At 53.1% G+C, this 4892-nt stretch carries 4 protein-coding genes, 2 tRNA genes and 2 pseudogenes; 5 read left to right on the top strand and 3 right to left on the bottom strand.

Annotated features, from left to right (window positions below; genetic code table 11):
- Positions 1-187: 187 nt before the first annotated feature.
- Positions 188-264, bottom strand: a tRNA-Pro gene (locus FS320_RS37895).
- 147 nt (positions 265-411) lie between these two features.
- Here FS320_RS37895 and FS320_RS37890 point away from each other — a divergent pair.
- The 3 genes from FS320_RS37890 to FS320_RS51160 all read left to right on the top strand — a co-directional run bounded on the left by FS320_RS37890 (position 412) and on the right by FS320_RS51160 (position 1162).
- A tRNA-Gln gene (locus FS320_RS37890) sits at positions 412-486 on the top strand.
- Positions 487-599: 113 nt separating this feature from the next.
- Positions 600-833: a helix-turn-helix domain-containing protein gene (locus FS320_RS51165; protein ID WP_152717435.1), complete on the top strand. Its 234-nt coding sequence runs from the start codon at positions 600-602 to the stop codon at positions 831-833.
- A gap of 41 nt (positions 834-874) precedes the next feature.
- Positions 875-1162, top strand: a complete 288-nt coding sequence (locus FS320_RS51160) for a helix-turn-helix domain-containing protein (protein ID WP_420846830.1) — start codon at positions 875-877, stop codon at positions 1160-1162.
- 159 nt (positions 1163-1321) lie between these two features.
- Here FS320_RS51160 and FS320_RS37880 read toward each other — a convergent pair whose 3' ends face one another.
- Both FS320_RS37880 and FS320_RS37875 read right to left on the bottom strand, forming a co-directional pair.
- Positions 1322-2044 (bottom strand): class I SAM-dependent methyltransferase, encoded by a 723-nt coding sequence (locus tag FS320_RS37880; RefSeq protein WP_152717434.1) that lies wholly within the window; start codon positions 2042-2044, stop codon positions 1322-1324.
- Between the two features lie 495 nt (positions 2045-2539).
- Positions 2540-3838: an NAD-dependent epimerase/dehydratase family protein gene (locus tag FS320_RS37875; RefSeq protein ID WP_338105643.1), complete on the bottom strand. Its 1299-nt coding sequence runs from the start codon at positions 3836-3838 to the stop codon at positions 2540-2542.
- Between the two features lie 246 nt (positions 3839-4084).
- Between FS320_RS37875 and FS320_RS46510 the strand changes: the two are divergent.
- Both FS320_RS46510 and FS320_RS37870 read left to right on the top strand, forming a co-directional pair.
- Positions 4085-4270 (top strand): annotated as a pseudogene (locus tag FS320_RS46510) (transposase); the annotation flags it as partial.
- Between the two features lie 84 nt (positions 4271-4354).
- Positions 4355-4892: pseudogene (locus tag FS320_RS37870) on the top strand (IS256 family transposase); the annotation flags it as partial.

Here is a 4892-nt window from a genome sequence, read left to right as displayed (position 1 = left end):
CCCAACAGCTCCAGCACCAACCGCTTCAGATCGGCGTTCGACAGGCCATCAAGATCCGGGGCCGGTGACATGCAGGGGATTGAATCAGAATTGTCGCTGCGCCGGAACCCCGACCCGCCAGCTCAGCCCGGACTTTTGCCAATGTTACTACTAATTCTTCTAAGTCATTGATTTTGCGGGAGAAGAATGGTCGGAGTGGCAGGATTTGAACCTGCGACCCCCACGTCCCGAACGTGGTGCGCTACCAGACTGCGCTACACTCCGACACCGATTATTCTCGGGAGGCCGGTCTTATAGCGGCCAGGGGGGAGCGCCGCAAGGGGAGATTTGCACCCGTCGTGCAGATATCTGAGATCCCACAAAACGGTGTTGCCAGCCGTGTGCTTGCCGATTATGTAGGCGCTATACTATTGGGGCGTCGCCAAGTGGTAAGGCAGCGGTTTTTGGTACCGCCATTCCCAGGTTCGAATCCTGGCGCCCCAGCCACCCCATGATAAGTTCCTGAAACCGAAAGCTTTTTTCCCGATTTTGGGCGAAGCGGTCCGCACTGCTGCACATCCCTGTCACACTGAGGTGTCTCATTGAGGCTGGCTAGCGCAATGAACAGGCCAGAGGTCATCGGAGGTCGATTGAAGGCTCTTCGCTTAGCGCTGGGTTACCGACAGGCGAAGGCATTTTGCGACTTCATCAGAGTCACCGACACCGCATGGAATAACTGGGAGCATGGCCGACGGACTGTCCCAATCGATGTGGCATCAAGGATAGCCCTCAATACTGGCGCGTCCCTGGATTGGATCTACCACGGCTTCGGACATGCCCTTCCTGTCCATTGAGCCGAGAAACTCCGGCAGGTGGAGGTGTGAGATTAAGCGCGATGGCCAAGGCAAGAAACTACCCGAAAAGGGCAAACCCTGCTGCAGTTCCTGAGATTGCACGACGCCTGCGCCTGCTTCGAAGGGCGGTTGCGGACAGCATTACGGATCTGAGTATTCAGACGGGAATCACCCGCTCGGTATGGTCAAATCACGAAAACGGACAGAGCCGCATCGGCGTGGACGCGGCCATGAAGCTTTGTGAGCGATATCATGCTCCCTCGATTGGATTTATCGAGGTCTCGACGCCATGCTCCCACACGGCCTTGCCAAACGCCTGCAAGAGGTAGCCAAGGCAGACGAGGCTGATGCCTGACGATCTCCGGTCTCCCATCAAGCACCATCTGGTGTTGCCCCGGATCGACTCGGGCCAGGGGATCCGGCATTTCTGCTTTCGAAGAGGAGGCTCTATGGCAATCGATATCTACTTACAAGATATGAATACGTATTCAGATAATATCGGCTACTCGCCACGCAGCAAGAACTCGACCATGACTAACTTTATCATCTTCAATAGTGTGTATTGGATTTGGAAAACTGAATGGTGATTTTGCGAGATTTAAAGGCCTGTGATCCCCACTCATAATATCAGAATTGAACCACGTGTTGTTATCAGTCGTGGCAATTATATAAGTATACCCATTTCTGCGCAAATTGTTCAAAACGAGTTTAGCGTCAGTGAATGACAGATGGAATAGCACCTCTCGACATATAGCGGTATCGCCTTTAGGGAGTTCATCTTTGGTTGCATCAAGCTGCAGGAAACGGCGGCTTGGGGACTTGTATTTCTCTTCTAATTCAGAAATTAATTTCCCAACCACGTCTATACCGCAGTATTCAAAATCTCCGCGTACGAACTGCATCCAACTGAAATCACCACACCCGATATCTGTAACATGCTTAGCCTCAAGACGGGCAAGGAGATCTGCAAGCGCAGCCGTTAGACTGCTGGTTGCCTGATAATCTGATCCAGGTCCTGAACGAGAGCCAGCCCCGCCGCCCCATACTTGATCATCATAAATGCTTGAAAATCTTTCTTCGATAGTCTGGCCGTATAAGTGATCGCTGTGTAGGCCTTTTACTTTTTTCATAAGCTGAATAAATGCAGTTCCTCCAGTTTTGTATAGAACGTGACGAATCACTTCTTTCGTTGATTGGATGTGACTTGCCATTTTGTATGCGCTCCTGCTGAATAACGTGAATTCGTTTTAGTAAACCCATAATTTATCTTTGATGTTAGGAACGATAGACCGCCTGCGGCAACAGTGGTCTTGTTAGCAATGTCTGGACGCTGACCAGACTTTTGGTTGGTGTTGAGACTTAGTAAGTGTTCATGCACAAGAAATATGGCTGAATTAGCATGTTCATTACCTACCCATAAGAAGTATATTATAGTATAACTTCTATTTATCTGAAAATACTGGCCTTGTTAAGAATGTATACTTAATAAGACCAGTATGTTTACAAAAACCGCTTGAGGAACCGGTCTTGTGCCGGATGGCAGTGACGTCGATGGCAAAGGGTAGTTCCAGGCCATCAATTAGGCTCTAGCGGCGGGCTTTAAGCCTGTGAGGCTCCAATCCCGATCCAATGCAGGAGTATCTGGTGAGAGTTGTTAATCTCTTGGATCCGTCAGTAATTGTGTCGCAACGACCACCCTCATGCCCTCAGACGGTATGAACAACTTCATTAGAACTCACGGTTGGAGGCCTGTCCACCCGCGAAGGCGACTCCCGACTGCAACTCTCATGTGCCAACCATCGAAGGTTTGGTTGGATCCTGCCGGCAGCAAGATGTTCATCCAGTACGTTGAGGCGCATCAGGTTAGAGTGGCGATAATCAGAGTCTTTGAAACCCATACTGAGTAATCCATCCCGTACGTCCCTTATGGCGCCTTCGAGAGAAACCTGGGGCTGATGATTAGGTGCGATCGACTTGTACCGCGAGAAGTCTACACGATAGGATCGTTTATCAGGTTGAGCGTTCTTGTTGATCTCTATCGTAGTCCCGGCAACAAACGAGCGGACTGCCTCAGCCAGATCAGCAACCTGATAGTTCCACTCATCGCTCCCGACGTTGACCGCAAGGAAACATTCGTCATTCGGCGCAGGTCGAACGATCGCCCATTCTATAGCACGGGCCATATCCTTCAGGTGAATCAGCGGTCGCCAAGGCGTCCCATCGCTTAGTACGGAGATACGGCCAGTCGATAAAGCAGATGCAACGAAATCATTTAATACAAGATCAAGCCTAGTCCGGCCGGAGAAGCCGCATGCCGTAGCAAATCTCAAAGCGCAGATAGTCATACCAGTATTGACCGCAATTTTCTGCAGGCCAACCTCCGCTCCGACTTTAGATCGTGCATAAGCGGTCAACGGGTTCAGGGTATCGTCCTCCGAACGTGCAGTGCCGTCGGCGAGACCATATATTGAGCAGCTTGATGCAAAAATGAAATGTCGCACCTTGCTGCACGCTGCGAGTTCAGCGAGTTGAATGCTCGTCGACTCATTCACTTCCTTTGTGACGCCTTCGAAGCGCAATCCCATAGGATCGTTCGAAACTGCAGCAAGGTGAACAACAACATCTGCACCGGAGAAGACATCTTCGAGCGGATCACGAATATCTCGGTAGATCTGAGTATCGAGATTACGCTCTGGGATTGCACGCTGAGTTAGATAGTGCCCAAACAAACCACTATCGACTCCAACAATGGTTGCAGCCGGAAACACTCTACGAAGATGCGCCACCACACTGGATCCAACGTAGCCCATGTTCCCGGTAATTACGATCTTCATATTTAGTCTTTCTACTGACAGTAATACTTTATAACGCATTTTCAAGCGCTTGCAATGATGCGGTTGGAAGCATGCGGTTGGAAGCATTGGAGGCAAATAGGAATTAATAAAAACGGACTCCAGGACCGTTGCAATGCGCACAAGCGAGGCGCCGGGGCCGACATTGATCAACTTTGATGCTCCAAGCATCCCTTTGATCGGTGCGTTAGAATGCTTCCTTGAATCAAGCTGCTGCCTGAAGGCCGGTAACTTGCCTCTGGAGCGCTGCTGAAGATCACATCTCAACCGCACCTGTTGCCGACCCACTGAGAGGCTGGTGAGCAATTTTATTGCTCGAACCAAGTGTTTGATTCAACATAGGTTTGGAGCTGGCCGCTCCTGCGGATGTGGGCTGTTTGACGATCCGGGAGCCCCGCCATGGATGCCTGTGTCTATGCCAGCGATCTCACCGATGCCGAATGGGCGCTGCTCGCGCCCCTCGTTCCCCGCAGCCATCCGGCCGGGCGGCGGCAGACCTATCCCCTGCGGCGCATCTTGGATGCGATCTTCTACCTGCTCCGGACAGGAGCCCAATGGCGGATGCTGCCGCACGAGTATCCGCCGCGCTACGCCGTCTTCTACCATTATGCGCAATGGCGCGAGAACGGCACGTGGGAGCACATCACTCAGGCGCTGCGCGAGAGGTATCGGTCCGTCAACGACCTGGTCAGAGCGATGGGCGGGTCCGGCATCTCGAAGAGCCAAGTCTCCCGCCTGTGCGAGGAGATCGACGAGCGGGTGAAAGCCTTCCTGACCTGGTCGATCGAGGGCGAATGGCCCTACCTGTGGATCGACGCCACCTACTTGAAGACGCGAGAGGCTGGCCGGATCGTCACCACGGCCGTGATACTGGCCGTGGGCGTCAATGCCGATGGCCGGCGCGAGGTGCTGGGAGTTGCCACCGGTGCCTCGGAGGCCGAACCGTTCTGGACCGCCTTCCTGCGCTCTTTGGCTGATCGCGGCTTGCGCGGCGTGAAGCTGGTGATAGCCGACGATCACAAGGGCCTGCGGGCGGCGGCTTCCCGGGTGTTCCATGCCTCGCACCAGCGCTGCTGGCTGCATACGATCCGAACGCAATCGAGCAACTGGGTCAGCAGTGCTCTCACGTCCCGGCGGAGGGCTGCGCAAGGGAATGACATGACGGATCTCCAAGCTGCCGTCGTGAACGATGATGCGGTCGATGACC

The organism is Microvirga tunisiensis, assembly GCF_009296175.1.
Lineage (GTDB): Bacteria > Pseudomonadota > Alphaproteobacteria > Rhizobiales > Beijerinckiaceae > Microvirga > Microvirga tunisiensis.
Note: the sequence above shows the minus strand (reverse complement) of the source record. Positions and strands in the feature narration are given on the sequence as shown.

What these genes read in the sequence shown, in the direction of transcription:
- FS320_RS51165 (WP_152717435.1), top strand. Translation starts at nt 600, where the DNA reads ATGAACAGGCCAGAGGTCATCGGAGGTCGATTGAAGGCTCTTCGCTTA.
- FS320_RS51160 (WP_420846830.1), top strand. Translation starts at nt 875, where the DNA reads ATGGCCAAGGCAAGAAACTACCCGAAAAGGGCAAACCCTGCTGCAGTT.
- FS320_RS37880 (WP_152717434.1), bottom strand. Translation starts at nt 2,044, where the DNA reads ATGGCAAGTCACATCCAATCAACGAAAGAAGTGATTCGTCACGTTCTA.